This is a genomic window from Paenibacillus thermotolerans, assembly GCF_028745515.1.
Classification (GTDB): domain Bacteria; phylum Bacillota; class Bacilli; order Paenibacillales; family YIM-B00363; genus Paenibacillus_AE; species Paenibacillus_AE thermotolerans.
In genome coordinates, this window is sequence record NZ_JAQZSG010000014.1 from 47764 (window position 1) to 71323 (window position 23560).

Annotated in this window: 26 protein-coding genes; 10 read left to right on the top strand and 16 right to left on the bottom strand. The window is 54.9% G+C overall.

What is annotated here, in order from left to right:
- Positions 1-160: 160 nt before the first annotated feature.
- Both PT964_RS13460 and PT964_RS13465 read left to right on the top strand, forming a co-directional pair.
- On the top strand, positions 161-1135 hold the full coding sequence (locus PT964_RS13460; RefSeq protein ID WP_274363936.1) for an NAD(P)/FAD-dependent oxidoreductase: 975 nt from the start codon (positions 161-163) through the stop codon (positions 1133-1135).
- A gap of 59 nt (positions 1136-1194) precedes the next feature.
- On the top strand, positions 1195-1443 hold the full coding sequence (locus tag PT964_RS13465) for a hypothetical protein (protein WP_274363876.1): 249 nt from the start codon (positions 1195-1197) through the stop codon (positions 1441-1443).
- On the opposite strand, the gene sda is transcribed toward PT964_RS13465, so the two are convergent.
- Positions 1430-1588, bottom strand: coding sequence for a sporulation histidine kinase inhibitor Sda (sda, locus tag PT964_RS13470; RefSeq protein WP_274363877.1), 159 nt, complete (start codon positions 1586-1588; stop codon positions 1430-1432). The two genes, PT964_RS13465 and sda, sit on opposite strands and share 14 nt — an antisense overlap.
- Positions 1589-1946: 358 nt before the next feature.
- On the opposite strand from sda, the gene PT964_RS13475 reads away from it, so the two are divergent.
- Positions 1947-2207 carry a hypothetical protein gene (locus PT964_RS13475; RefSeq protein ID WP_274363878.1) on the top strand — a complete coding sequence of 87 codons (261 nt, stop codon included), beginning with the start codon at positions 1947-1949 and terminating at the stop codon, positions 2205-2207.
- A gap of 50 nt (positions 2208-2257) precedes the next feature.
- On the opposite strand, the gene PT964_RS13480 is transcribed toward PT964_RS13475, so the two are convergent.
- Positions 2258-3013 (bottom strand): N-acetylmuramoyl-L-alanine amidase, encoded by a 756-nt coding sequence (locus PT964_RS13480; protein WP_274363879.1) that lies wholly within the window; start codon positions 3011-3013, stop codon positions 2258-2260.
- Positions 3014-3322: 309 nt separating this feature from the next.
- On the opposite strand from PT964_RS13480, the gene PT964_RS13485 reads away from it, so the two are divergent.
- On the top strand, positions 3323-3739 hold the full coding sequence (locus PT964_RS13485; protein ID WP_274363880.1) for an HXXEE domain-containing protein: 417 nt from the start codon (positions 3323-3325) through the stop codon (positions 3737-3739).
- A 68-nt stretch (positions 3740-3807) separates the two neighbouring features.
- On the opposite strand, the gene PT964_RS13490 is transcribed toward PT964_RS13485, so the two are convergent.
- Complete coding sequence (locus PT964_RS13490; RefSeq protein WP_274363881.1) at positions 3808-4167, bottom strand: HesB/IscA family protein; 360 nt, start codon at positions 4165-4167, stop codon at positions 3808-3810.
- A 239-nt stretch (positions 4168-4406) separates the two neighbouring features.
- On the opposite strand from PT964_RS13490, the gene mqnE reads away from it, so the two are divergent.
- Together mqnE and PT964_RS13500 are read left to right on the top strand one after the other, a co-directional pair.
- Positions 4407-5510, top strand: coding sequence for an aminofutalosine synthase MqnE (mqnE, locus tag PT964_RS13495; protein WP_274363882.1), 1104 nt, complete (start codon positions 4407-4409; stop codon positions 5508-5510).
- Between the two features lie 135 nt (positions 5511-5645).
- Positions 5646-6707 carry an NAD(P)/FAD-dependent oxidoreductase gene (locus PT964_RS13500; RefSeq protein ID WP_274363883.1) on the top strand — a complete coding sequence of 354 codons (1062 nt, stop codon included), beginning with the start codon at positions 5646-5648 and terminating at the stop codon, positions 6705-6707.
- A gap of 6 nt (positions 6708-6713) precedes the next feature.
- Here the strand turns inward: PT964_RS13500 and PT964_RS13505 are convergent, their stop codons facing one another.
- Positions 6714-6971 carry a YuzB family protein gene (locus tag PT964_RS13505; RefSeq protein WP_274363884.1) on the bottom strand — a complete coding sequence of 86 codons (258 nt, stop codon included), beginning with the start codon at positions 6969-6971 and terminating at the stop codon, positions 6714-6716.
- Between the two features lie 99 nt (positions 6972-7070).
- Here PT964_RS13505 and PT964_RS13510 point away from each other — a divergent pair, with 99 nt between their 5' ends.
- Positions 7071-7316 (top strand): NifU family protein, encoded by a 246-nt coding sequence (locus PT964_RS13510; RefSeq protein ID WP_199620522.1) that lies wholly within the window; start codon positions 7071-7073, stop codon positions 7314-7316.
- A 40-nt stretch (positions 7317-7356) separates the two neighbouring features.
- On the opposite strand, the gene PT964_RS13515 is transcribed toward PT964_RS13510, so the two are convergent.
- The 6 genes from PT964_RS13515 to PT964_RS13540 all read right to left on the bottom strand — a co-directional run bounded on the left by PT964_RS13515 (position 7357) and on the right by PT964_RS13540 (position 12882).
- Positions 7357-8163 carry an SDR family oxidoreductase gene (locus PT964_RS13515; RefSeq protein ID WP_274363885.1) on the bottom strand — a complete coding sequence of 269 codons (807 nt, stop codon included), beginning with the start codon at positions 8161-8163 and terminating at the stop codon, positions 7357-7359.
- A 66-nt stretch (positions 8164-8229) separates the two neighbouring features.
- A complete protein-coding gene (locus PT964_RS13520; protein ID WP_274363886.1) occupies positions 8230-8922 on the bottom strand; it encodes a Cthe_2314 family HEPN domain-containing protein in 693 nt (230 codons plus the stop codon).
- A 17-nt stretch (positions 8923-8939) separates the two neighbouring features.
- Positions 8940-9866 carry a DMT family transporter gene (locus PT964_RS13525; RefSeq protein WP_274363887.1) on the bottom strand — a complete coding sequence of 309 codons (927 nt, stop codon included), beginning with the start codon at positions 9864-9866 and terminating at the stop codon, positions 8940-8942.
- A gap of 29 nt (positions 9867-9895) precedes the next feature.
- Positions 9896-10819 carry a COX15/CtaA family protein gene (locus PT964_RS13530; RefSeq protein ID WP_274363888.1) on the bottom strand — a complete coding sequence of 308 codons (924 nt, stop codon included), beginning with the start codon at positions 10817-10819 and terminating at the stop codon, positions 9896-9898.
- A gap of 157 nt (positions 10820-10976) precedes the next feature.
- Positions 10977-11321, bottom strand: a complete 345-nt coding sequence (locus tag PT964_RS13535) for a thioredoxin family protein (RefSeq protein WP_274363889.1) — start codon at positions 11319-11321, stop codon at positions 10977-10979.
- 7 nt (positions 11322-11328) lie between these two features.
- Positions 11329-12882, bottom strand: a complete 1554-nt coding sequence (locus PT964_RS13540; RefSeq protein WP_274363890.1) for a copper amine oxidase N-terminal domain-containing protein — start codon at positions 12880-12882, stop codon at positions 11329-11331.
- A gap of 169 nt (positions 12883-13051) precedes the next feature.
- Between PT964_RS13540 and PT964_RS13545 the strand changes: the two genes are divergently transcribed.
- On the top strand, positions 13052-14266 hold the full coding sequence (locus tag PT964_RS13545; RefSeq protein ID WP_274363891.1) for a DUF2515 family protein: 1215 nt from the start codon (positions 13052-13054) through the stop codon (positions 14264-14266).
- Here PT964_RS13545 and PT964_RS13550 read toward each other — a convergent pair.
- The 4 genes from PT964_RS13550 to PT964_RS13565 form a co-directional block, all read right to left on the bottom strand.
- Positions 14263-15927: a putative polysaccharide biosynthesis protein gene (locus tag PT964_RS13550; protein WP_274363892.1), complete on the bottom strand. Its 1665-nt coding sequence runs from the start codon at positions 15925-15927 to the stop codon at positions 14263-14265. The genes PT964_RS13545 and PT964_RS13550 overlap by 4 nt on opposite strands.
- Positions 15928-16024: 97 nt before the next feature.
- On the bottom strand, positions 16025-16753 hold the full coding sequence (locus PT964_RS13555; protein ID WP_274363893.1) for a ThuA domain-containing protein: 729 nt from the start codon (positions 16751-16753) through the stop codon (positions 16025-16027).
- Positions 16754-16793: 40 nt separating this feature from the next.
- Positions 16794-17273, bottom strand: a complete 480-nt coding sequence (locus tag PT964_RS13560) for a DUF456 domain-containing protein (RefSeq protein WP_274363894.1) — start codon at positions 17271-17273, stop codon at positions 16794-16796.
- Positions 17274-17295: 22 nt separating this feature from the next.
- Positions 17296-18033: a Cof-type HAD-IIB family hydrolase gene (locus PT964_RS13565; RefSeq protein ID WP_274363895.1), complete on the bottom strand. Its 738-nt coding sequence runs from the start codon at positions 18031-18033 to the stop codon at positions 17296-17298.
- Between the two features lie 146 nt (positions 18034-18179).
- Between PT964_RS13565 and PT964_RS13570 the strand changes: the two genes are divergently transcribed.
- The gene (locus tag PT964_RS13570) at positions 18180-19523 is read left to right on the top strand and encodes a sensor histidine kinase (protein ID WP_274363896.1); all 1344 of its coding nucleotides are present in this window, start codon (positions 18180-18182) and stop codon (positions 19521-19523) included.
- Positions 19524-19571: 48 nt separating this feature from the next.
- Here PT964_RS13570 and PT964_RS13575 read toward each other — a convergent pair whose 3' ends face one another.
- Positions 19572-21662 carry a peptidoglycan D,D-transpeptidase FtsI family protein gene (locus PT964_RS13575; protein ID WP_274363897.1) on the bottom strand — a complete coding sequence of 697 codons (2091 nt, stop codon included), beginning with the start codon at positions 21660-21662 and terminating at the stop codon, positions 19572-19574.
- A gap of 48 nt (positions 21663-21710) precedes the next feature.
- Positions 21711-22142, bottom strand: coding sequence for a hypothetical protein (locus PT964_RS13580; RefSeq protein WP_274363898.1), 432 nt, complete (start codon positions 22140-22142; stop codon positions 21711-21713).
- Between the two features lie 189 nt (positions 22143-22331).
- Here PT964_RS13580 and PT964_RS13585 point away from each other — a divergent pair, with 189 nt between their 5' ends.
- Positions 22332-23507 (top strand): MFS transporter, encoded by a 1176-nt coding sequence (locus PT964_RS13585; protein ID WP_274363899.1) that lies wholly within the window; start codon positions 22332-22334, stop codon positions 23505-23507.
- The last annotated feature ends 53 nt before the right edge of the window (positions 23508-23560 follow it).

The following is a 23560-nucleotide window of genomic DNA, read 5'->3' on the forward strand; positions in this document are numbered from 1 at the left end:
AGCGTATTTCAAGTAACTTCACAGAACTCACAAAAAAATTTGTGTCTTCTGACACGAAACAGGGTTTCATTCTACAAAACTTGCCGCTATAATATTTAACGTATGGAATTATTAGGTTCGGAGGTGCACAGCGGTGTCTCAAACGGTTGCGCAAGAGGGAATGGTGGATATTGCCGTCATAGGCGGCGGGCCTGCAGGATTGTTCGCTGCATTTTATGCCGGAATGAGACAGGCATCATGCAAAATTATTGAAAGCATGCCGCAGCTCGGCGGACAGCTTTCCGCGTTATATCCCGAGAAATACATTTACGACGTAGCGGGCTTTCCGAAAGTGCTCGCCCAGGACCTCATCGACGGCCTCGTTCAACAGATGAGACAATTCCCGGTAACGGAATGCCTGGAGGAAAAGGTGCTCAAGCTGACGAAAATCGGCGAAAGGCACTTCGAGATTGCAACGAACAAAGGAACGCATTCCGCCAAAGCGGTAATCATTACGGCGGGCGTCGGCGCCTTCGAACCCCGCAAGCTGGAGCTGCCGGAAGCCGGGCGTTTCGAGAAAAAAAATTTACACTATTTCGTAAGCAATCTGGAGCAATTCCGCGGAAGGAAAGTGTTGATCAGCGGCGGCGGGGATTCCGCGGTAGACTGGTCGCTCATGCTTGAGCCGATTGCGGAGCAAGTGACGCTTATTCACCGGAGAGATAAATTCCGCGCCCACGAGCACAGCGTCGAATTGTTGATGAAATCCAAAGTGAACGTACTGACACCGAAGGAAATTACCGGGCTTCGAGGAGACGATCGCATCGAGTCGGTGACGATCGGCGACGTGAAATCCGGAGAAGCCTTCGAGCTGGAAGTGGACGACGTCATCGTCAATTTCGGCTTCGTTTCCTCTCTCGGCCCGATCGCCGAATGGGGTCTCGAAATCAAGGACAACTCTATCGTCGTCGATACGCGGATGGAAACGTCGATTCCGGGCATATTCGCAGCCGGCGATATCGCAACGTACCCCGGAAAGCTCAAGCTTATCATTGTCGGATTCGGAGAAGCGCCTACCGCTATCAACAATGCGAAGGTGTACATCGATCCGACGGCCAAGCTGTCCCCGGGCCACAGCAGCAACATGAAGTTCTAAAAAACAGGGCATCCTACCCTTTAGCGAATGAACGCGTTTGCCGAAGGGGGATGCCTTATTTGTTCGGTTCCATATGTCCTGTATGCAACGGTTTCGAGCAGCTCGTCGCCGCTTGTCCGCAATGCGGCGCGAAGGCCGAGGATCAAGGAAAGCTTAGCGATTTATACGGGCCGTATTCCCCGTATCGCCCGATCGACGATCTGAAATTGACGAACGGCTATGATGACTTGGCGCACCGTCAATGCATGCATGCGGTTTATTGTCCCGTCTGCGGCGAAACGGCGATTCGATCCGTCAATGAAGTGTAGTCTGCCACTGCTCCTGTTTCGGCGTAAACTCGATATTACGCCTCTGTATTTCTTCAAGCAGCAGCCGGATAAATTCCTCTTCGAGATCCAGATCGATTGCCTTATAGTACGTTTCCAGCAAACTCTCATCGCTTAACAATCTCACGTGGCATCCCTCTCCCATTTCATGATGATTATATTGTATCACCACCCGTTTCTATAGAACAAGCGTTCGTTTATCCACAGATTGTTGTGGATAGCCTGTTAATAACATGTGATTAACCCGGATTCGCTCCCATTTTGCCTTGTGGTTAATGTGCATAAAGTTATCCCGTGGATATGTGGACAAGAGATTAATAGGAAAATTTAATAGTTTTATTCGATTTGATAGATTCCTTTTTTAGCTCGAGGTATGAATCGGCATGTGAATCCGCCCAAACTTGTTTCCTTAGGTCAAACGCACAGTGCGCGAATGCCTTATCTTCATAATATAAACGGAAACCTATTTAAGGGAGATGATCATCTTGGCGGAATATTTCGTCAACCCGAACCCGGGCTATGTATCGCCGGCTTCCAACGTATCCCCGATGGCGAACGTATCCCCGATGGCGAACGTGGCGCCGCTTGCCAATGTCGCACCTGTCAATGTAGGCCCGATGGTAAATATGGCGCCGGTAGCGCCGATTGCGGCCGCACCCGTCTGCTGCCCTCGTCCCGTCTGGGGTCCCGACGCCATTCTTGTACTCTTTATTTTGCTCGTCATCATTGTGCGCGTCTGTTACTGAAGTAATATAGGGCGCCGGCCTGTTTTGCCGAGCCGGCGCCCCGGGCGCCATTAGGTTGGCAGCGTCACTCTCGCGGTTCTCGTCTGTTGCTCCCATGACAGCGTGCCGCCGAGCGCCTGTGCGAGCTCCCGCACCGGTACATACGTCCTGCCTTCGATAATGATTGCCCCTTCGACCCGCCGCTCCCCGATATAGACGGTTGCTCCGGCGCTTTCTTGCGCGTTAACCGACTGTTGCTTAAGCCGCAAATTGTACAAGTCCGCCACGGCATCGGCGATCGCCCGCGCGACGGTTCGCCGGTATGCGTCCGACTTTAACAGCTCCGCTTCCGCCCGGTTCGTCATAAAACCGGCCTCGACCAAGATGGAGGCGGGCACCGAAGTCGTCTGACGCAGTACTTGGAAGTTCGCCGTCTTCACCCCTCGGTCCCGCAAGCCGCTTGCTCGGATCAAGCTTTCCTGCACCGCCTCCGCCAGCTTGACGGAGCCCGCTCCGCGCGTCGTGTGCGTATACGTTTCGATGCCTTGCGCATCGTTCCAGCCTGTGCCATAGGCATTCGCATGAATCGAGATGAAGATGTCAGCCCCGAAAGCATTCGCTTTTTGCGTACGCTCGGATAACGGGACGTCGCGCGTTTCCTCGAACGTAAAGGTCGTTTCCACCCCTTCGTATGCGGACAGCATATCCGCGACATACCGAGCGGCCGCGGAGTTAAATTGAAATTCGCGCAGCGTGCCGTCCGGACTTCGTTTCCCGGTCGTATTCGGCCCGTGGCCCGCGTCAATCGCAATTTTCAAGCCAGGCATTGTTAGCACCGTCCTAACATCGTGAGTTTTCACTCTTTATTTTGCAGCGTTATCCCTTACATTTTTATTCGAACGCGGAGCCTATGGTGCGCGCAAGCAACCGGGAGCATTCGATGAAAAGGTTTCGTCGGGTCTAGTGGGTCTTTTGAAAAAGCAAACGCCGCAAGGGAATAGTTCCATGGCGGCGCTTGTCGAACATTTTTGCGTGATCCTGCTCATTTTTTGCGCGTTGGGCGCTCCCATCGCAGGATAAGATCATAGGGTAGTGATTCGTATGCGGTTAGGAAATGGAAAGGTGGAGAAAACCAAATGATGCTGGAAATACATAATGCAATCTGGCTATTTGTCGTCATTTTTATGCTTCATGACTTTGAGGAGATTATTTCCGTTGAACATTGGGCCAAGAAAACTGAGAGTTCAATAAAATCGGACGGCGGCAAACTGGCAAAGAAGATATGGAATTTTTGGAATGTTAATTCTAATACTTTCGCGAAAAGGGATGTCATGATCTTTTCGATCATGTCGGCAATCATCTTTCTCAAAGTACAATTTGTAGAGAGTAACTGGAGCGCCATCTTGTTTATTTGTTTTTTAGCATTCGTTTTGATCCATAATGCCGTTCATATGGTTCAAACACTCATCTTGCGAAAATATACTCCTGGATTATACACAGCGATTTTGACAGTTACACCGTACTCCATTTATTTGTTCTATCGATTAGCGTGAACATAAAAGACGAAACTCCCTTGTTTCCGTTGGAAACTCGGGAGTTTGTATTGTATAAGGATTTCGTCTCAGCACTCTTTATCCGGCACGCCCGCTTCTTCCCGCGTACGGAACGAAGAGCCGCAGCCGCACGTAGCGATGGCGTTCGGATTGTTGATCGTAAACCCGCCGCCCATGGCGGATTCTTTATAATCGATTTGCAAACCGCGCAAATATTTCAAGCTGTCTCTTTCCATGACGACCTTCAGACCTTTGGTCTCGAGCAAGTCGTCCGCCTCGGTCACCTCGTCGTCCAGCCCCATTCCATACGTAAACCCGCTGCAACCGCCGGTTTTTACTCCTAGGCGGAGGTATGCGTTCGACGTGTCTTCATCCGCGGACATCAATTCCTTAATTTTCTCCGCGGCTACATCGGAAATTTCGATCATGAAAAAGCACCTCCTTACTTTTCATTATACATCCGCTTCTCCCTGCGACTCAAGAAGGGAAACGGCCAAAAGCGACAACATTTCGCCTTGCTTTCCCCATTGCCCGCCCTAACTAACAAGTTTATAATACAATATTGAAGCGAGACGCAGAATATCGGCTTTCTTTTTTTTTGCACTTATTATTCCCACATGTGCTTTCTTGGGGTCGAACCGACGAAAGCGTTGAAGGAGGAAATATTTTGGCGACGATTGTGACGAGTCAGGACAGGCAGTTGGCTGAAATAGCCGATAAAGTGAGAAGCGGCGAGCGGCTGACGCTCGAGGACGGCTTATACTTATACCGGACGAACGATTTGCTGACCGTCGGGCAGCTGGCGGATGAAGTAAACCGGAAAAAAAATGCCGGCAAAGTGTATTTTATCGAAAACATGACGCTATATTTTACCAATGTTTGCGAAGCGCACTGCGCCTTCTGCGGCTACCGCCGCGACCCCGGCCAGGAAGGAGCGTTCACGTACACTCCGGACGAGGTGATCGCATTCGCGGAAAAGCATTACCATCCCGGCGTAAGAGAGTTCCATATTACGGGGGGCCATAACAATACCGTACCGTTCGAATATTATGTCAACTCGATTCGCGCACTGAAGCAGCGGTTCCCGGACGTAACGATCAAAGCGTATACCGGTGCGGAAATCGAATTTTTCTCGCGGCTGAGCGGCTTGAGCATTCGGGAAGTGCTTGCCGCGCTCAAGGATGCAGGGCTCGGCTCGCTCACCGGCGGAGGCGCCGAAATATTGTCCGAGCGCTACCGCAAAAAGATGTCCGTCGACAAAGCGACCAGCGAGCAGTGGCTGCAAGTGCACCGCACGGCGCATCAGCTCGGCATGAAAACGCACGCGACGATGCTATACGGCTCGATTGAGACGTTGGAGGAACGTTTGGAGCATATGATCCAATTGCGCGAGCTGCAGGATGAAACGAACGGATTTATGGTGTTTATCCCGCTCGCCGTTCAACCATTGGTCAAATCCGCGAGCATCAAACGGCGCACCTCCGCATTCGAGGATATGCGGACGATTGCCATTTCTCGCTTAATGCTGGATAACTTCCCTCATATCAAGGCATATTTCATTAATATAGGAACGCAACTGACTCAGATGGCGCTGACGTTCGGAGCTTCCGACGTTCACGGCACGCTCGTGAAGGAACGCATTTCGCATGCCGCCGGCGCGACCACCGAGGAAGGTCTGACGCGCGACGAGCTCGTTTGGCTCATTAAGGGAGCCGGAAGAACGGCCATCGAACGAGACACTTTCTATAACGAAATCAAAGTGTACGAGTAAGGATAAGCGGCTTTGCCGTCCTTTCAGGACGAAACCCGTTTACCGAAGCGACTTCAGGTGTTATATTCCGCAGGATATACTTTCTGAATCGTTAAAAACCGGGAAATTAACCGCATCACGGAAAGGATTATCATCATGCGCAAAATAGTGATTCTCGGCGGCGGATACGGCGGTTTGACCGTCGCGACCAAGCTGCTCGAGGAACGTTTCCCCGACGACTGCTCCATCACGTTGGTGGACCGTATGCCGTTTCAAGGGCTCAAAACAGAGTATTACGCGCTCGCGGCAGGGACCGTGTCCGATGTCGATATTCGCGTCAAATTTCCGGTCGATCCGAGACTGATCCTGAAATACGGCGAAGTGGGCGGCATCGACTTGGAGCGTAAGCTGGTGCTGATGGCCGGCAGCGACCCGTTGCCTTACGACCTGCTCGTCATCGGCTTAGGCTGTGTGGACCGGTATCACGGCATTCCCGGCGCAGAGGAATTTGCCGCGTCGATCCAGACGTTCTCCTCCAGCCGCAAAGCGTACCAGCAAGTAAACGACGTGAAGCCGTACGGGCAGGTTACCATCGTCGGCGGCGGTTTGAGCGGCGTAGAGATGGCTGCGGAGCTTCGGGAAAGCCGTCCGGACCTCAATATCCGCATCCTTGACCGAGGACCGAGCATCTTGTCGGCGTTCCCGGGAAAGGCACAGGATTATGTCCGGTCCTGGTTTTTGGAACACGATGTGGAGATGTGCGGACATATTTCGTTGACGCGGTTGGAAGGCGGCTTGCTGTATCACAACGGTCCGACCATCGAAACCGACGTCACGGTTTGGACCGCCGGAATCCAGCCGAGCCCGATCGTGCAAGCGCTGGACGTTCCGAAGGACAACATCGGACGGCTGCTGCTCAATCCGTACCACCAATTGCCCTCGCATCCGGAAGTGTTCGTTGTCGGGGACTGCGCCAGCATCCCGTTCGCGCCGAGCGGACAAGCTGCGGAAGCGCAAGGCGCCCAAATTGCGGAAGTCATCCATGCGATGTTCAAAGGGGAAACTCCTCACCTGAAGCAGATCAAGCTGAAGGGGACGCTCGGCTCGCTCGGCAAGAAAGCCGGCTTCGGCATTATGGGCAAGACGACGCTGATGGGACGCGTACCGCGGCTGCTGAAGAGCGGCGTGCTTTGGATGTCGAAGTATCACTTGGGATAAAACGCGTTACTCAAGCGGAAGGCCGGACGGACCGGTCTCCGCTTCTTTTATTTTCGCCATAATGGCCTCGTACAGCTCATCCGCCGTCTCGGCGGATACGATTTCCCCGTTTACCAGCGCGTACGGATCCAAATAGCATTGCCCGCAATTTCCGAGGCAGCCGTATTCAATGACGTCGACGCCGGGGGTTTGCTTCATCCGCTTCATGACCCGGTCCGTCCCGTTGTGCATATTGCCCGCGCAAAACTCCACGATCGACCTCATCCGCGCCGCCTCCTTTTTATGCACCAAATGTCTTCATATCGTGCGTTTAACTTTCCGCAAATTTGTACTATAATAGTTGAGGAAGGGAGTTGATTTCTAATGACAACGAACACCGATAACAAAATGTACGACGAAGTGCTTGAGGTGTTGGATAAATTGCGTCCTTTCCTCCAGCGCGACGGAGGCGACGTCGAGCTTGTCGATGTGGAAGACGGTATCGTTAAGCTGAAGCTGGTCGGCGCATGCGGCAGCTGCCCGAGCTCGACGATTACGCTGAAAGCCGGCATCGAGCGCGCGCTGATGGAGGAAATCGAGGGCGTTCAAGAGGTTATGCAGGTATTTTAATGTACTTCTTTAGAAAGAAGCCTGACAGACGACAAGTCTGTCAGGTTTTTTCTTGCGTTCCACGGACTACATAGTTCCGGATCGGATCAAGCCCGCCCGATATTTCAATGATATTGCCCGTTACATAATCCGATTCGGGCAGGCAAAGGAACGATATGACCCGCGCCACATCTTCGCCCGTCCCCGGCCGGCCGCGCGGCGATTCTTCGTCGCGCAGACCCTCGACCTCGCTGATTTTCCGCTCTTTATGGCTCCCTCGAATATCGCCGGGGCAAACCATATTGACCGTGATGCCGAAGGAGGCTTCCTCCACGGCAAGCGACTTCGTGAAGGAAACGAGCCCGACCTTCGCCGCCGCGTAAACGGCCCGATGCGGCCAACCGCGCGCCTCTGCCGCTCTGCCGAAGCCGAAGTGAATGATGCGCCCCCAGCCGCGGCTTCTCATTCCGGGGATGACATGGCGGTCCAGCCGCAGCACTCCGGTCAAGTTTCCTTGAATGAGCGATTCGATCTCGTCCTCATCATATTCCGCGAACTCTCTCCGCTCCCTGACGAACGGCCCTGCATTGTTTATCAAAATATCGATTTCGCCTAACCGTTCCCGAACCTCTTCGATCATCCGCCGAACGTCGCCGCTGGAAGATACGTCTCCGCGCACAGCCGTCGCATTCACATTCGCCCGGCGAATTTCTTCGACCAGCTGATCGGCTTCCGTCTTGCTGTTTACATAATTAACGGCAATATTGCATCCCATTTCCGCCAAGGTGAGCGCCGTAATTTTTCCAAGCCCCTTCGCACTGCCCGTAATGAGAGCGGTCCGACCGGGAAGCTCCTGCCTTCGCAGCACCGTTGCATCCCTCCGTAGACCGGTTTACCGGTTTATGTGCCCATTTGTCCATATAACCGCAAATCGTCATATTGCGCGACTGCCGAAGCGAAACACTTGCTGCAGCGATTCGCAAACCATCGCATACCCTTCCCGAAGCTTGCGGTTGTTTTCGGCCAAATCCTCGATTCTCTCGTGCTTTTCGCCTGCGAACCGGCGAATGCGGCCGTTCTCGTCGAGCAATTCCGCATTCATACCGTGGATTTCGTGATTTCGGATCAAGCGCAAATCGCTCATCGGATGCTTGTACTTATCCTTAATCTTATGCAGCTCGCGCTGAAGCTCCGCATGAACGCCCCGCTCCCGCATCCGGCGAATGACCGTGAAGTAGGAAAATCGGCTTTTGATTTCCTCGGTACGCAATTCATACAGCTCGTTCAAGAACGAACCGAGCTTGTCCAGCACAGAGAAGACGCGCACGCAGCCGTTCTCGAAAAAATACAAGTGCCTGCGGTAATCGAGCGTTTCTTCCGGCGTCATTTGGCTGACGAACGGTTGGGCGATCAATGCCGCGAATCGTTCCGAGCAGTAAACGCTTTCCTCCAGCTCGTCCAACGTGCCGGCGATGCTGCTGAGCCACATGGACAGACGCAGCCGCCGCTCGCTCCCCGGACCGTTCTTATGTAATAACGCGTTGCGATAACGATGAATAAGTTCCATGACTTGCCGGAAAGCCCGGTCGTCCCGCCTCTCCTGCTCGCCGAACATAAAACGCAGCAAACGCGCGATACCCCCTTCTAACCCGGTTTCGCTTCCTTCATACGATCGCTTTGGATCAAATACATGGCGATTAAAACGGCCGCGCCGCCCGCAAGCTGATACCATCTCAGCTGCTCGCCGAACGTAACGTACCCGGCGAGCGCGGCGGACAGGGGCATCAAGTATCCGTATACGGATGCCTTGAACGGCCCGAGCCGCGACAGTCCCCAATTATGCAGCAAAAAGCCGATGAATAGCGCGACGATCGACGCATAGGCGAGTGAGAACCACCCGTCCGCCGTAACGGCGGCCAGCGCCCCCGATGGTGCGGTGAGCAGCCCGAACGGCAGCAGCACCGCGCCGCTGATACTAATTTCAATAGCGAGCAGCAGCGGTACGGGATACTTTCTGAGCAGCCCTCTCATGCCGATCATGTACACGGCCCCGAACACGCTTCGGAGCAGCAAAAGCACGTCTCCGCGCCACGTATCGGGCCCGATGCCGATCGGATTGCCGGCTACGATGAGCAGCGTGCCGCCGAACGCTAGCGGAATGCCCGCCATCGTTCTGGCAGACGGGCTCATTTCGCGCAGCGAAAGCGCGACGATCCCGACCCAGACCGGAATCATGCCGCGGCCGAGGATGGCTGCATTCGCAGCGGTGGAATAAGGAAGCGCATAAGACAGCACGACCTCCATCCCTGCGGACGAGAGCAGCGCATAGCCGGCAATCGGCAGCCAGTCGCGCGAATCGAACGACCATTCAAGCCGGTGTCTTCGATAATACCAATAAGTATACGCCCATACAACCGGAGCGATACCGGCATAACGAAAAGCGTTGAACAGAACCGGATTCCATTCGATGCCCCCGATCTTCATCGGAACGTTGTTGTAACCCCAGAGAACAAAAACCGAGATGAGCGCCAGATGCGGCAATGCGACGGTCCAGCTCCAGCTCCGGCGCATTCAGCCTGCCGTTTCCTTTCCGTTTCCCCTCATGAATCGTAGCTCCCCCGACCGGCCGCTCTTGTCGAGATGCCGAGATAAACTAAAACCGCAAACAGCAGCGAAACCAATATCGTGTGCAGCAACGTGCCGAATACGTACCATTCGGTTCCCATCAAAGCCATGAGCAGCGCACCGCTGGCGATTTGCCCCGTTACGAAAGCGAAGGCGAGATTGGCGCCGTTGCGGATCAATCGGTTGGAAGCGAACTTGCTCCTAGCTATAAAAGCCAGCACCAGTACGATAAAGAACAAGGCGTAAGCGGCCATCCGGTGCGCAAATGCGATGGCTGTCGCCCCTTCCAGCGCCGGGACCAGCGTATTGTTGCATAGAGGGAAGCCGAAGCAGCCGCCGCCGGATTCCGTGTGGGCGACATAGGCGCCGGAATATACGACAAGGTAGGCGTAAATGGCGGTCAGCCAGACGGCGGTTTGGAACCATTTCGGCACCGGAATCGCGCTTGCCTTCCGGCCGGCTGCCCCCCGCTCGGCCTGCCGTATGGCGACGACCAGCATGAATGTAAAAGTAAACGCAATCAATGATATGCCGAAATGGAGCGCCAATATTTCATCCGATTGCGGGTTTTTCACCTGCGCCGCCCCCAGCAGCGCTTGGACGATCGTAAACAGCAGCGCCCCGCCCGCGTAAAACCTGGCGTCCTTTCTCTTCACGTAGGCGAACGTTGCGATCGTCGAAGCGAGAATGACGAGGCCGACGACCCCGGTCACTGCCCGGTGGCTGTATTCAATCATCGATTCTACCGTATAAGCCGGTACAAACTTCCCGCGGCACAGCGGCCAATCGTCTCCGCAGCCGCGCCCCGATTCGGTTTGCGAAACGGTAACTCCCATCATAAGTATAAGAAACATCCCGATGCACGCAGCCATTGCCAATGTTTTGACCGATTTTTTCATGAATAAAGTCACCGCTTCTCTTCATACTTGTTGCTCCTGTCATTATAAACGATTACCGCGGCGATCCGCCATGTTTCGCGGTGTTACGGGGGACAAGTTCATCGAAAGTTCAAAAAGAAACAGCGCCGGAAGCTCCGGCGCTGCTGTACCACCCGTATTATTTGTTCAATTGCGCGGACACCTGGACGACCCTGTCGAGAAACTCCTCGATTTCCTCCCGCGTCTTCCGCAGCTTGCTGACAAACCGAATCGTCTCATTCCCGTTCATAAAGGCGATGAAGCTCGGAATGCCAAGCACGTTGTACTCTTCGCCAAGCTCGGGGAACGCATCGCGGTCAACTACAACGAACTGCATTCGATCCGAATAATTGTCCGCTACTTCCGGCATGAACGGATTCATAAAGTGGCAATCCTTGCACCAATCGGCCTTAAAAATAGCTACCGTCGGTTTCGGGGAAGCGATGCTTTCGCGAAATTGCTCTACACTGGTTATCGGTTTCATCGTTTCATCAAAACTCCTTTGTAATCGTTAAAAATCCTTCGGAGTCCCACTGTGCCGTACCGCCCAACGCTTTGACGATAAACGCGAACGGAACGAAGGTCGTTCCCTCAATACGCTCCGGCGCTTCGGTCAGGGCGACCGTCTTGCCGTTCACCGTCGCTTGCTTGCTGCCGATCGTAAGCACGATCGTAATATTTTCGACTTCGTCCTTCACGGTAACGGTTTGCGCTTTGCCGTCCCATGTAACGACCGTATCGAGCTCCTCGCTGACGTACCGGACGGGAACCATCGTCGTACCTACGCCCTTCAAATATGGAGAGAAGCCGTCCGTTACGCGCGGGTCGTCGCCCGTCGCCAGAACGAACGTGTGCGTCGTTGCTTTCAAATCCTTCTTAAGCAGCTCATACAGCACCGAGCCGGGCTCCAGGTTTGCAAGCCGCTCCCTCGGCTTCACGTCCGCCTTCCACTCATAGACTTCCCCGTTGTACGCATCCGCTTTCACGTCGCCGTCCAAATTCCATTGCCTTGCGGAGGCGCCGATCCGGAACGCCTTGATTCCATCGGTGCTTTCCGTCTCCGCCGGCGAAATAACGGCATTCAAATCGTAACCGACCGGCGTCGTGCCGCTGAGCAGCACATCCAATTGAAGCTTCGTATCGTCGCCGAAGAGCGCCCCGACCTCGGACGCGTCGACCTCCGGCTTTTCGAGCTCGGCCGCCAGATCGGTCAGCACCGGTTTCATCGCTTCATAGAAAAACTCAACAGCCAAAGTCTTATTATTGAGCGCCATCGTCAGCATTTCATCCGGCTCCTCCGCCTGCTCGTTCATCTCTTCGAGCATCGGCTTCAGCGCGTCATAGAGCGAGCCGATCAGCTGCTTCAAGCCTTCCTCGTCCTTTGCGATATTTTGGAGCAGCTGGATGGCAAGCTCCGTCAGCTCTTGTGCGCCGACCTCAAGGCTTATCTTCGTCAGCTGGGCCTGCTGCCCGTTCAGCGTTTCGGTTACGGCAGACGCCTGAATTTGCTTCGGATTCGGCGCATTGCGCAGGAAGAAGGTGAGGACGGCTTTGGATACCGCCTTATTCGCTTCGCTTCCCGGCTCCAAGAACGTCCCCAAGATGCCGGCCTCTTCGATGCCCGTAACGAAATCCTGTCCGCCGGAAGCCGGATTCGTATCAAACAAGAACGGCTTCTTTGCGCCTTCGGCATCGATCACAACCGTTGTGCCGTTCACGAACATTTCGAACGGAACCGTTCCCCTCGGAATCGTCAGCGTTCCTTTGGCGGAAGCCGAAGTCGCGCTTTCGGATTTCAGCTCGTCGAGGCGAAGCTTGCCGCTTCCGAACGTTTGAAGCATCTTTTCCGTTTCCTCATCCGGCTTTTGGCTTTCATCCCTTATAAATTCCCATTGAAGCTGGAAAGTTCCTTCACTGGAATCGTGGTTTATCGAAGATACCAGCGCCTCGTTGAGATTCACTCCGCCGACGCTTTCGCAGCCGGCCATAGCCAGCATAGATACGACTAGAATCGCAGCCAGCCAAAAACGTTTCCCCAATTTCATTTCATTTCCTTCCTCTCCACATATTTCTCCCATCCACGATTATACTGGTTTTCCTGAACAATTCATATGTTAAAAGCAACACATTTCATAAAGAACGCCACATATCATGCGGCTCTAAATGAAAGGAAACACTGGTATAAACGGTTAATGAGCGGAGGGGTGCATTGGCATGAATGGATCGAAAAGCTTTTCGATTGCAGGCTTGTGGGGGAAGCTGATACGGCTGCCCGAAGTAGGAGCCGGGCCGTTCGCCTCGCTTGCCGTCGATCCGCGCGAGCTCAAACGGTTGAAAGGCGAATGGGAGCGGCTCGGCCCGCCCGGACCCCCGGGGCAATATAACGCGCCGGAGACCGGCATCATAGAGGATATAAAGACGAGGACGCGTTTGTCGAACCGAAACAACGTGACGAGAACCGCCGCCTACTTCTCGATCTTTCACAAACATCCCGAGCTGCATTGGGCGTTGCTCGCCCATATGGTATCCCGCAACGGCGGGTGGAGCATGACCGATCTGAAGGGCGAGCTGCTTCCGAGAATACTTCCGGAGCCGATGCGGGAGCGGCTGTTCGACATGCTGGAGACGGCCAACGCCTTTATATTCGGCGATGCCTACCCGCAATTGCTTCTTTACCAAGAAAGCGTTGGGCGCGGGCGGCCGCTGTTTCATTTGCTTCCGGCCTTCGGCGTTTCTTCCTTCATGAAGCCGGTTTGGCGGCTGTTCTGGGAAACGCGCAGCTCCGTGCCGCTGACCATCGCGATGATCGTCAATGAGCAGCATTATATTGAAAAGCGCGTCGTGCAGCTTCCCGAGTTCGCAAGCGGCGTGCTGAATACGCTGCCGTTCCAAGCGCAATCGGCGCTGCAGCTCAATCAGGTGTTTTTCCCTTATGGCGGCGAAAGTCCGGTCGCCGCCGGAAGGCAGCGCATCGCGGGAGGGATTCTGGAGGACTTCGGCTCGCTCAAGGAGCGGATTTTGTTCGGGAAGAAGCTTTACGGCATATTGTTCGGCATTCCCGAAGCGCGCGATGGGGCGCGGCGCTTCGCGCAAACAACGCCGCACACCGGCTCCCGCGCCGATTATTGGCCGGAGCTGTTCGCCGCCGTGCGGCGCGGCGCCCCCTCTTCGGCTTATATGCCGAAGCTGGACGGCACGGAGCTGCTGCCGGACGCAGCTCCGTTCTACAGCCCGCGCCTTGCGGACGCGTGGAAAGACAAACCGCTCCGGGAGCCGGAGCGGTTCGATTGGTTCCGCGGCAACGCATCGGATGCCGCGGGTTATTTTACGGACGTGCGTCCTTCGGTACCGTATGAGATGAGCGCCGAGCATTGCTACGGCCTGGAGAAGCTCGAGCTCGCCGCCCTTGCGGGGAGCCTGTTGCTTTAGAGCATGCGCAGCTTGCGCATGGCGGGTTCGGCGCGGCTCCACAGCCTGCGCGCCTTCGCCGGCATCGCCGCGATGTCGGCGGCCGTGAACGCGCCCGTCTTCAGCAGCAAGATCGGGTACAGGACGCCTGTCACGCCGGAGATGAGCAGCACCTGCAGCAGCGCGTTCAGGAACGGAATACCGAACGGATGCAAATACGTGAACAGCGCCCAAGCGAGCGCCCCCCCTGCGGCGATCTGGCCGGCGGCGGCCGCGGCGAAGCGCAGCGTCCGGCCCCCCATAATCGAATAGTCGACCGATTTGCGCAGCGCGAGCAAATTGAGCGTCATCGTTACCGCGAAGCAAAGCGCCGTTCCGCCGGCAATGCCCCAGATGCCGATGAACGGAGCGAGCGCGAGCGAGAAGACGAACTTGCTCGCCACGCCGATGCCGATATTCCGAAGCGGTGCGGACGGACGGTCGATTCCGGTCAAAATTGAGCCGGACGTCATCATGAGCACCTGGAATAACGAGCTGACGACCAAAAAGATTATGACCCAGGTGCCGAACGTATCGCCGAAGATGAGCCGGTTCAGCGGAAACGCGGCGACACAGAGGACGACGATCGCCGGTACGCCGGAGAGCAGCGTCATTCGCAGCGCGGACGACGTCTGCCGCTGCACCTCCGCCTGCTCCCCTCGGATGAAAGCGGAGGAGATGATCGGCAATATCGACTGACTGAGCGCGATCGCGAAGATGACCGGAATGCCGGCAAGCGACTGCGCGCGCGCCGTCAGCATGCCGAGCAAATCTTTCGCGTTGTCGTACCCGACCAGCCCTTCGATCAGCCGGATCGTGAACGTCGAGTCGATCAAATATACGGTCGGGACCGCGAGCGCCGTAATCGAAACCGGAATCGACAGCCTAAACATCGCGCGGTAAATGCTTCCGAGCGACGACGTGTCGATTCCGGACGCGGCTGGAGACGCCCCAGGCAGAGCAACGCCGCCATCTGCCATGACGTTTGGCTCTCCGCCTTCCCGATCCGCCTTCTTCAGCTTCCGTCCCCAAAGCAGCATGACCGCCGCAGCGGCAAGCGCGCCCAGCACGCCGCCGAACGAAGCGCCGGCCGCCGCCCAGTTGACGCCGTATCCGAGCTCCAGCAGCGCGTAAGCGAGCAACACCGCCGTTACGACTCTGGCGATCTGCTCCCAAACCTGCGACAAGCCGTTCGCAGCCATCATCCGCCTGCCTTGAAAGTAGCCTCTTTCCACCGCAATCCACGGAAAGAGCAGCAGTGCCGGGGCCAATGCGCGAATCGCCAGATCGGCTCCGGGGTCGCCGCTGATATGCGCATACAACGGGGCGAACGCAACGACGACGATCGTGGCCAGCACCCCGGTCGTTAACGCAAAGTTGACCGCCGCCCGGTGAATCGCTTCCCCTTCATCGGGGCGCCCGACCGCGTACTTCTCGGACACCAGCTTGGCTACGGCGCTCGGAAAGCCTGCGGTCGCAAGAATAAGCAGCCAAAAATAGACGTTATAAGCGATGCCGTAGGTGGCCATCCCCGCATCGTCGAGCAGCCTCTGCAGCGGGATTCGCTGAACGACTCCGAGCACTCGGGCAACGAGTGCGGCGCCGGCTAATATCATCGTTCCTTTAAGCAAAGTATCCTTCATGTATGACAGCCCTTCTCGTGTTACGAATCTTCGTGCGTCAAAACGCGAATGACGGCCCCGGCGGACCGTCATTCGTTATCCAGCGAACCTGCGTATGTTATGCCTTAGGGGAAATGTTCTCCAGCGGCTGCGAATGGCCGTATACCGGCCGCGCGCCGTGTACGGGTGCCGCCCATTTCACCGCGTTGCGGATCACCTTCAGCACCTCTTGATTGTGATAGGTCGGATACGTCTCGTGTCCCGGACGGAAGTAAAAAATTTTCCCTTGGCCGCGATGGAACGTGCAGCCGCTGCGGAACACTTCCCCGCCCTCGAACCACGAAACGAAAACAAGCTCATCCGGAGCCGGAATGTCGAAGTGCTCTCCATACATCTCTTCCTTCGGAAGCTCGATATACTGTCCGAGCCCTTCGGCGATCGGATGGGAAGGATCGACGACCCAAAGACGCTCCTTATCGTCCGCTTCGCGCCATTTTAAATCGCAGGACGTTCCCATCAGCTTCTTGAATATTTTGGAAAAGTGTCCGGAATGAAGAACGATAAGACCCATGCCCTCGAGCACCCGTTTATGTACCCGGTTTACAATCTCGTCTTCCACTTTGTCATGTCCCATATGGCCCCACCAGACCAGAACGTCGGTTTCATTCAAGACGGACTCGGTAAGTCCGTGCTCCGGCTGATCGAGCGTAGCCGTGCGGGCTTCGATTCCGTTGCCTTGAACGCCTTCCGCAATGGCGCCGTGGATTCCCTTCGGGTAAATGCTCGCTACCGTCTCGTTGCTCTTCTCGTGCAAATTTTCGTTCCATACCGTCAAACGAATCGTCATCGGCAATCGCTCCTAAGCTATTGATCTTCTTTTTCCTAGATTATATTATCCAGACGATAAAGACAACAATCATCGCCAGCTGAAGGACGAACTTGGCGACCATGCCGGAGAACAAGCCGACGAGCGAGCCGATGCCGACCTTCATGCTCGTCATGAACGTTTGCCCCGTAATGAGCTCGCCGATGACCGCGCCGACGAACGGGCCGATGATCAAACCGAAGGCGGGAATGACGAACGGGCCGACGATGATGCCGATCGTGCTGCCGACAACCGACGCGCGCGAGCCGCCGAATTTCTTGACCCCTAATGCGCTGACCGCGTAATCGGCCACGAATATGACGACCACGATCAACGTTTGGATCGTCCAGAACCAAAACCCGAACTCCGACCAGCCGAAAAAGAAGCCGTATACGAAATAGGCCGCGTAAATCGCAAGCGCACCCGGCAAAATCGGATACACCGCCCCGGCCATACCGATAATGAATAGGGCTGCGACAAGCACCCACCCTAAAATGTCCACAACGTTCCTCCCTTACGACGTTTTATGCAAGCACAAATTCGCGGATCACTTGAGCGACGCCGTGTTCTTGGTTGGATACTACGGTTACGTCGGCGATTCGCTTCACATCGTCCTGCGCGTTGCCCATCGCTACGCCTAGTCCTGCCGCCTGAATCATCGCCTTGTCGTTCAAGCTGTCGCCGACGGCGACCACCTGCTTCATATCGATGCCGAGCATGCCGCAGACGTTCCGCAGCCCGGACGCCTTGCTGATCCCTTTAGGGTTCAGCTCGATGTTGTGCGGGTGCGAATTGGTAACCTCGAACTCCCCGATGGAGGCGATCCCGTCAAGCACCGCGGCTCTGGCCGCGTCGTTCTCCGAATAATATCCGAATTTCAGCCATTGCAGCCCATCGATGCGGTCGGTCCATTGCTCTTTATTGAATAACCCCTCTACGGCATACGCCCAAAACCACGTATCGTAACGGACCGCCAGCTCATGCAGCCGCCGAATGTGATCGGATTCCATCAGCGTTCTTTTGTAAAGCACATGCGGCTCTTTCCATACCTCGCTGCCGTTGACCGTGACCATCGGGGTCTTAAGACCTAGCTGCTCCGCATACGGCAAGGCGCTCGGAAAACCTCTTCCCGTAGAAAAACAGACCGTTACCCCCGCTTCGATCGCTTTCCGGATCCATTCCGCGTTTTGCGGAGAAATTTCCGAATGCTCGTTCAACAGCGTTCCGTCCATATCGAGTGCCAGTAATTTATAAGTGCTCACGTCGTCCGCTCCTCTCCAAAAGTCAAAGACTCTTTTTATTTTATACAAACTTGGCACCTAAAACCAAAAAAATCTTTTCTTTCTGTTGGAAAAAAGGTACATTATAAGCAAACTGCTTTCGACAGAAACCGACAGAAGGTGACTCAATGAGCGAGCAATTGTCGATTATTTTGATGATGTTCATCACAAGCTTACCGCAAACAATCCTTTTCACATATATGGGCGTCGTCTTTTTCGGTTTCCGGTTGAAAAAAACCGGAACCTCGCTAATATGGAATGCGCTTTTCATTTCGGGATTCACCACGAGCATGCTGCCTTTTCTTCCCCCGGTGTTCCGTCTTTCTTTTTCTTCTACCGTTTTCTTATTGGTCCCTTTTATCGTGTTCCGCGAGCTTCGCCGGATCGAACGATTTTTCTTAGCCATATTGGTTTTGATCTTGGTCTGTCTGAACGAATCGGTGTTCGGTTATCTCGGCTTGCTGCTCCATGTTTTTAATTATGAAGCGCTGCTGACGGACCCGAGAGCCGGCTTGGTCTTGCTGCTGCCCCTTTCCCTGATTGCGGGAGTATTCGGGTGGATTATGAGGCGATATCGGTTTTACCCGGGCAGAGAACTTTTGGAATATATCGGTAAATCAGGAAATCATTATTTATTCTGGCTTCTCCTGTTATTTGCCGTTAATACGCTGCTGTCGTTAATCGTATTCTTTTTGGTCATGGACAGTACCCGTCAAGTCGTCGTGCTCGGCTTGTCCCTTGTTACCTTGATCGGACTCAGCATGTTTCTCATTACGGTACGAGCCATGTCCAGAACGAGAGAAGTCGCGATTCAAACGACTCAAGAAGCTTATATCGACGATTTCAACAATATGTTTACCGCCATTCGAGGACAGCGTCACGATTTCCTGAACCACGTGCAAGTCATACAATCGTTTCTGAAGCTCGGGAAATACGAGGAGCTCGAGCGTTATACGAAGGAGCTTGTAGGCGAAATTACGGATACGAACGAGCTGCTCCAAATCGGCCACCCTGCGTTCGCGGCGCTCATAAAATCCAAAATGGTGCAAGCGATGAGCCGGAAAATCGAATTCCGCCATACGTTCTCGGGGATGGAGCGGTTGAACGACGGGATCGCGTCGATCGATTTTGTAAAAATTGCCGGCAATTTGCTCGACAACGCGCTTGACGAAGCCTCCAACCATCCGGTCGGGGAACGGTGGGTCGAGGTGAAGGGATGGCTCGACGAGGACTCGTTCAATATGACCGTCCGCAATCCGAGCCGCGACTTAACGGAGGAAGAGCTTCGGCTGCTCTTCGTACCGGGCTATTCGACAAAGAAAAAGACGAAGCATTCCGGGCTCGGATTGTCCATCGTCAAAGAACGCGTCGACCATTACAAAGGAGCCGTCGACGTGAAGAACGCCCCCGACTTGGGGACTACCTTCGTCGTGAAAATACCGCTCCAGCTGAGAGCAAGCATCCAAAGGTAAATAAACGCCCGAGTCACCGAACAACGGTTGATCTCGGGCGTTTCTATTTTAGTTCGAGAGCGCGGTTTCCGTCTCGGTCTGCTCTTTCGTCTCCGCCGCCGGCTTTCCGTCAAAGCCGACATATTTATAGTAAGCCTCCATGATTTTAGCGGCGATCGGCGCGGCGCCCCATGCGCCGTAGCCGCCGTCCGGAACGACGACCGATACGGCGATTTTCGGGTTGTCCGCAGGGGCGTATGCAATGTATACCGCATTCTCCGCCGTACGGCCGCGCACTTCCTGCTGCGACGTACCGGTCTTGGAGGCTACCTTGAACGGCAAGTGTCCGAACCACTGCTGAAGCGTGTTGCTTTGGGAAACCATCTTCATCCCGCTTTGGATGACGTCCCAATGCTTGTCGCTGAACTTTTCCTCATTGAGCACGACGGGCTCGAACATCTTAACCGTATTGCCGTCGAAGTCGGTAATTTTCTCGACAAACTGCGGCTTCAGCCGCTTTCCGCGGTTCGCGAGCATCGCCGTATACTGCGCCAGCTGCAGCGCCGTATATCTCCCTTGCTGGCCGAACGACGCTTGCACCATGGCGGACTGCGCGCTGGCGCTTTTCGTTTCGTGCCGGTACTCGATAATGCCCAAGCTTTCGTTCGGCAGGCCGCTGCCCGTCGAGGTGCCGAGTCCGAACTTTTTCATGTAGCTGTCCCAAATGTCGACCGCTCTGTCCCCATCGCGCAAATACAGCGGTTCTCCGATCATAGCCGCCATGAACGTGTTCGAGGACACGCGAATGGCGTCGGCCGGTCCGATTCTGCCGTAGGCGTGCTTCTGGGAGTTGCCGATCGATGAGGCATCGTTTTTCCCGTAGTAAAATCTGCCGGTGTCGTTATACTTGTCGTTCGGCCCGAACAGCCCTTCGTTCAATCCGATCAGCACCGTCAGCGGCTTCATCGTCGAGCCGAGCGGCACCAGCGAAGTAGGATGCTTCTCCCGCTCCTTCGGATCCGTGTAATCGGGGTAAACGGTCTTGATGGCGCCGTTCTGATAGTAAGGCTGAATTTCGTTGTACAGCTTAGTCGAAATGCCTCCGGACCATACGTTCGGATCGTAATCCGGCATGGACGCCATGGCGATCACGTTGCCGGTGTCCACCTCCATCAAGACCGCGTAGCCCGCGCGCGCCTGCTCGCCCATCGCCGGCCACTTCAGACGCTTCGCTTCGGCGCTTTTCATATACGCAAGATGATCCATAATCGCTTGCTCCGCCGTGAGCTGAACGTCCTTATCGATCGTCAAATACAGGTTGTTTCCTTTTTTCGGGGGCGTAATTTGCACCGGACCGATAATTTGGTTCAAGCTGTTGACGGGATATTCCTTTTTGCCGCTAATGCCTCGTAGCTCCTCCTGATACATAAACTCCAGCCCGTCAAAACCGACCTCCTCCGTTCGCAAATAGTCGGAGGTTTTCGTCTTGTCCCGGTAGAAGTCCAAATATTGGCCCTCTTTCTGGTTGTTCGCCACGGAGAACGGCTTCAGGTAGCCGACCAATTGGGCGGCAATCGTGCCGGGATCGTAATGCCGGACGCTTTCTTCCACGACCTCCACGCCGGGGAACGCTTCAGGATGGCTCATAAAGTAAGAGATTTCTTGATCCGTCAACCCGGCTTTGATTCTTCTGGGCTCAAACATCCGGTTCATCATCGGCTTCTTGTTGCCGTCGATATCGTACCCGACGTCCATTGCGTCAAACACGTCGGCTGCGGTCATCGGTTTTAGCCCCGGGTCGCCGTATTTATCGAACACTTCCTTGATTTTCGTCGCCAGCTCGATTTGGGTTTCTCTCGTCTTGCCCGGCTCCATTCGGAAGTACAACGATTGCGTCGACTTGGAATATGCGATCGGATACCCGTTCTTATCGTATATGTTCCCGCGGATCGGCGGCGTATACACGGGCTTCATCGTCTGCTGCGACTCTTGCGCGGAAAGCTCTTTCCCTTCAACGAATTGAATAAAGGCCAACCGGACGATCAATACGGAAAACAGAAAAAAGATAGTGAAAAAGAACATATTGATGCGCAGCGTAAACCGTCTGCGCCGCTTGATTTCCTTTTGCTGGTGGTCCTCGTTATGATGAACGCTATTCATAGCTCTTTATGGCTCCTCCTTCCCTTCGCCTGACGGAGCTTGCCCTATTTACCGGCTTCCGCTGTCTTTCGCCTCTTGAATGAAAGCTTTGATCGCGTTATCGAGCGGGAACGTCCCGATCTTGACCCCTTTCCAGAACAGAGTCACCTCGTTATCGCCCTCCTTGCCTTCTACGCGGACCGAATCCGTATAGACAACGAAGGTGCCGTCGCCATTCGCTTCGTACGTCGCATTAAACGCCTGTCCTACAATCGCTTGAAGCGCTTGTTCCTTCGCCTCCGCCAACACTTGGTCGCTCATGGCGGTCAGCTCGTCTTTGTAATTGGCGCCGTATACCAGCACTGCGGCGACGATCGCCACAACCAGCACCCATTTCACTACGGTTTTAACAAGATTAATTATAAGAAGCAGCGCGACCGCAGCCGCGATAATGACAAACCACCGCTCCTGGATAAAAGACAACCACTGTTCCGGAACCATTTGTTTAACTCTCCCCCCGCATCGGCTGTTAACGCATGTCATTCTTATTATACATATAATCGTTTCTTATTTCAGCAATGAAAAGCCGATCCTCATAGGACAAAAACTGGTCTAATGCCCGCCTATGTTCCATAACGTAGGTTATGGGTCTGTCCAATCAAAAACAGAGAGTGTGGGGGGAAAGCTGCAATGAAAACCGCCATGTGGCTATACTTATTTATTTTCGTGGCGCTCTTCGATCTTCACGCCCAATATCCGATGCTGACGCCTTTTGCCATTTCGCTCGGCGCCGCTCCGTCGTTCATCGGATTCATTATGGGAACGTATTCGTTAACGCACCTTCCCGGCAACCTGCTGGCCGGATACAGCGTCGACCGGTTCGGCAGCAAGCCGTTTATCGCCGGAAGCTTGATCGGCGCCGGCATACTGTTGATTTGGCAAGGACACGTTCACGATCCTTGGCAGCTGCTTTGGGTGCGCTCCGCCAGCGGCTTCGTGCTTGCTTTTCTGTCGCCCGCCTGTATGGCGCTGCTCGCAAAGCTGGCGCGGGACCATATTCATCAGGGAAAGCTGATGTCGGGCAACGGACTCGTGCACACGCTGGCTTCCGTCGTATCGCCGGCCGCCGGCGCTTTGCTTGTGGCGGAAATCGGCTTCACGAAAGCTTTCGTTGCACTAGGCTGGGGGCTGATCGCCGTCGGTTTGCTTTCCTTGATCGGCGTAAAGGAAGCGGAACGCTCCGACATCGGAACCGGCGCCCGTTCCTTGCACGATGCGCCGCCTGTGGACGCAGGCACGAACGGATCGATTCCTTCCGGGACGCCTGGGGTCCCTTGGCGGTTTTTCGGCATTCCGCTCGCATTGTCCTGTTCGCAGGGCATTTTGTTTTTTGAACTCCCGCTGCTCGCTTCCTCCCAATCGTCCATTTTGAAATCCGGCCTGCTCTTCTCCATCGTGTCGGTCGGGGCGCTCATTACGCTCGCCATGCTTTTCCTAAACTACGTTTCGGCACATATTCGGGCGGCTTTCAGCGCGCTGAGCCTGGCGCTCGTCTTTTTCGGCATGGCCGTTCACTGGCCGATTCCGCTGCCTGCAACGTTGCTGCTCATCGGCATGTGCAAAGGCGTGCTATTTCCGGCTATGGCCACGCTCTTGGCGTCGCTCTCCGACCCAAGCCGCTATGGACGGGTATTTTCGCTGCTTTCCATCTCATTCTCGATCGGAGCGTTTATCGGTCCGATCGCCGCCGGGCAAGCGAGAGACCATATTTCACCCTACTTCATCGCTTTTATCGCGTTAATGACAGCCTTGGCGCTGCTTCCGACACCGATCGGAACCGCCCGAACGGCTCCGATTCGTACCTAATACCTGCGCCGTTCGACATTTCCCGGGGAATTGTTACAATATATTAAACAGCA

Bases quoted from the DNA above. Each gene is read 5' to 3' on its own strand.
- PT964_RS13460 (WP_274363936.1), top strand. From the start codon at position 161: ATGGTGGATATTGCCGTCATAGGCGGCGGGCCTGCAGGATTGTTCGCT.
- PT964_RS13480 (WP_274363879.1), bottom strand. From the start codon at position 3,013: ATGCCTGGCTTGAAAATTGCGATTGACGCGGGCCACGGGCCGAATACG.
- PT964_RS13485 (WP_274363880.1), top strand. From the start codon at position 3,323: ATGATGCTGGAAATACATAATGCAATCTGGCTATTTGTCGTCATTTTT.
- PT964_RS13490 (WP_274363881.1), bottom strand. From the start codon at position 4,167: ATGATCGAAATTTCCGATGTAGCCGCGGAGAAAATTAAGGAATTGATG.
- PT964_RS13500 (WP_274363883.1), top strand. From the start codon at position 5,646: ATGCGCAAAATAGTGATTCTCGGCGGCGGATACGGCGGTTTGACCGTC.
- PT964_RS13505 (WP_274363884.1), bottom strand. From the start codon at position 6,971: ATGAGGTCGATCGTGGAGTTTTGCGCGGGCAATATGCACAACGGGACG.
- PT964_RS13510 (WP_199620522.1), top strand. From the start codon at position 7,071: ATGACAACGAACACCGATAACAAAATGTACGACGAAGTGCTTGAGGTG.
- PT964_RS13525 (WP_274363887.1), bottom strand. From the start codon at position 9,866: ATGCGCCGGAGCTGGAGCTGGACCGTCGCATTGCCGCATCTGGCGCTC.
- PT964_RS13530 (WP_274363888.1), bottom strand. From the start codon at position 10,819: ATGAAAAAATCGGTCAAAACATTGGCAATGGCTGCGTGCATCGGGATG.
- PT964_RS13535 (WP_274363889.1), bottom strand. From the start codon at position 11,321: ATGAAACCGATAACCAGTGTAGAGCAATTTCGCGAAAGCATCGCTTCC.
- PT964_RS13540 (WP_274363890.1), bottom strand. From the start codon at position 12,882: ATGAAATTGGGGAAACGTTTTTGGCTGGCTGCGATTCTAGTCGTATCT.
- PT964_RS13545 (WP_274363891.1), top strand. From the start codon at position 13,052: ATGAATGGATCGAAAAGCTTTTCGATTGCAGGCTTGTGGGGGAAGCTG.
- PT964_RS13550 (WP_274363892.1), bottom strand. From the start codon at position 15,927: ATGAAGGATACTTTGCTTAAAGGAACGATGATATTAGCCGGCGCCGCA.
- PT964_RS13555 (WP_274363893.1), bottom strand. From the start codon at position 16,753: ATGACGATTCGTTTGACGGTATGGAACGAAAATTTGCACGAGAAGAGC.
- PT964_RS13570 (WP_274363896.1), top strand. From the start codon at position 18,180: ATGAGCGAGCAATTGTCGATTATTTTGATGATGTTCATCACAAGCTTA.
- PT964_RS13575 (WP_274363897.1), bottom strand. From the start codon at position 21,662: ATGAATAGCGTTCATCATAACGAGGACCACCAGCAAAAGGAAATCAAG.
- PT964_RS13580 (WP_274363898.1), bottom strand. From the start codon at position 22,142: ATGGTTCCGGAACAGTGGTTGTCTTTTATCCAGGAGCGGTGGTTTGTC.
- PT964_RS13585 (WP_274363899.1), top strand. From the start codon at position 22,332: ATGAAAACCGCCATGTGGCTATACTTATTTATTTTCGTGGCGCTCTTC.